The organism is Limnospira sp. (genome assembly GCF_051859755.1).
Lineage (GTDB): Bacteria > Cyanobacteriota > Cyanobacteriia > Cyanobacteriales > Microcoleaceae > Limnospira > Limnospira fusiformis.
Genome location: NZ_JBIMLI010000280.1, coordinates 1 through 2,567 on the forward strand (window position 1 = coordinate 1; position 2,567 = coordinate 2,567).

A 2,567-nucleotide genomic window follows, 5' to 3' on the forward strand; every position below is an offset into this window, starting at 1 on the left:
AGACGTTCAGGCATGAAATAGGGCTGCAATGCCCGAAATAACCGCCTGGTAGGGAATTCAGCCCCTTGGTTGAATATAAGGAGCGCACTCCTGACCATCCCTATAACTGTTTATATGTCCCAATGATTAGTATCATACGATAAAAAATCAAGGCAGGGAACCCAAGGTCAATACACTCTGTAACAACTCGTAACAACTCTTAACATAACGAAATGGGACGACACAGAGATGAGGGTAACGGCGATAGCCACCCCCAGTTTCAGGACTCACACCCCTGGGATTGAAGCGGGGAACGGAAGGCGTGAAGTAGAACCAACTACCAGACGCGACCACTGCCAACCATCCATGATTAGGGAAACCGAATGTCTGGCCTGAACCATCGTAAGTAGATTGTAGCGAAATAGGTTGATACGCTGCGCTCAAAAGAGTAAGGGGAAAAGTAGGAGAATCCTTTCACTACCTACACAGACCTTTAAAGTACCCCGGTGGAGAGGACAAATCTAAAGATGGAATGCCCATATAAACGGAACGTTTTAAGTCCTCCTGGACTCTGAGAGTATGGTCGATACCTCAGTAGGGATAAGTGTAACCGCAAGTCCTAGAGGATGTGAGATGTGACCAAAAGCCAAACGCCCGGTTGTAATGACAGGGATATGCTAACGGGTCACGGTTTGATTGTAAGAATAGAGTCTAGTAGGAGTCAAAATGACGAAATCGAGAGAAAGTAAGGGATTTGGGAAACCAAAACTTACAAAGACTACGAATGTATGGAGAAGTATTAACTGGGCCAAGGTTCAGCGATACGTCTTTAAGCTCCAAAAGAGGATATTTCAAGCAGCTAAATCGGGACAGGATGCAAAGGCTAGAAAGTTGCAACGTCTATTGGTGAAGTCATATTATGCCCAGCTTCTAGTAGTGCGACGAGTGACTCAAGATAATCAAGGCAAAAAGACAGCCGGTGTCGATGGAATGAGAGTAATCTCCCCAAGGCAAAGGCTTGAACTTGCTGAGAATATTAAAGGAAATCTCAAAGCAAAACCGCTGCGTAGGGTGTGGATTCCAAAACCTGGAAGGGATGAAAAACGCCCTCTGGGAATACCCACCATCCAAGATAGAGCAAGGCAAGCCTTGGTTAAGTCGGCTCTCGAACCTGAATGGGAATCGAAGTTTGAAGGCACAAGTTACGGATTCCGTCCTGGACGGTCCGCCCAGGATGCGATAGCACGAATCTATCTGTGTATCAAACACAGCAGTTATTTTGTGTTAGACGCTGATATAACAAAATGCTTTGACCGAATAAACCATGATTATCTACTGTCCAAAATTCATTGTCCAAGCAGCTTGAAAAGAGACCTGAAACAATGGCTTAAAGCAGGGGTGCTAGATAACGGTGTATTCGAGGATACAGAATCAGGGACACCCCAAGGAGGGGTAATAAGTCCAATACTCGCCAACATCGCACTGTTGGGAATGGAGAGGCTAGTTAAGGAAATGTATCCAAATAAAGGAACAGCCATTCAGGTGAACCTTATAAGATACGCCGATGATTTTGTAGTTATATCAAAAGACCTTGAAATCATTGAACAGTGCAAGACTGCAATTTCTGAATGGTTAAAACCTGTAGGATTAGAGATTAAACCTGAAAAGACTCGAATTTGCCACACGCTCAATCCCATTGAGTATAATGGCAAGCCTGAAGAACCCGGGTTTGATTTTCTAGGATTCAATATCAGGCAATATCCGGTAGGAAAATATAAATCTGGGAAAACAGGGGGAATGGCAAGCCGATTAATCGGTCACAAAACCCACATCAAACCCAGCAAGAAAGCAGTTAAAGCCCACACTGAAGTGATTAAGGGTGTAATTAAACAACATAAAACTGCACCCCAGTCAGCCCTGATTAGCAGACTAAACCCAATCATAAGGGGATGGTCAAACTACTATTCAGGGGTAGTCTCAACAGAGACCTTCACAAAGCTAGACCACATAGTTTGGCAAATGTTGCGGGCATGGACAGAATCAAGATGCAGAAAGGCAAGTTACGATAAGCTAGGAAACTATTTCAGACATGGAACGGTTAAACTTAGTAATGGGAAAGAAAGGCATGAATCTTGGTTATTCCAGACTAAAGATGGATTCACATTATGGAAACATAATTGGACTCCAATTGTCAGACATACCCTAATACGCCCGGAAGCAACACCATACGACGGAAACTGGACTTACTGGGCAACCAGGAAAGGACAAGCAATCGACACGCCAAATAGGGTAGCAAAACTACTTAAAAAGCAAAAAGGCAAGTGTACCTGGTGTGGGCAATACTTTACCCCATCAGATATAGTTGAAGTAGACCACATTGTACCTCGAAGCCAAGGCGGAAAGGATGAATACAAGAACCTTCAGTTACTACATCGCCACTGTCACGATGATAAAACAGCTCTTGATGAAGAGAGGTTGTTGTACTCTTAACAGAGAGGCAGTCAGACTAGGAGCCGTATGAGGTGAAAGTCTCATGTACGGTTCTGAATGGGAGGGGGTGAAGGCGACTTCACTCTCGACCCCTAATC

1 protein-coding gene is annotated in these 2,567 nt (G+C 44.3%); it reads left to right on the forward strand.

The features are described from left to right. Positions 1–705 precede the first annotated feature (705 nt). Positions 706–2,469 carry a group II intron reverse transcriptase/maturase gene (gene ltrA, locus ACTIE0_RS23830; RefSeq protein ID WP_006668475.1) on the forward strand — a complete coding sequence of 588 codons (1,764 nt, stop codon included), beginning with the start codon at positions 706–708 and terminating at the stop codon, positions 2,467–2,469. The last annotated feature ends 98 nt before the right edge of the window (positions 2,470–2,567 follow it).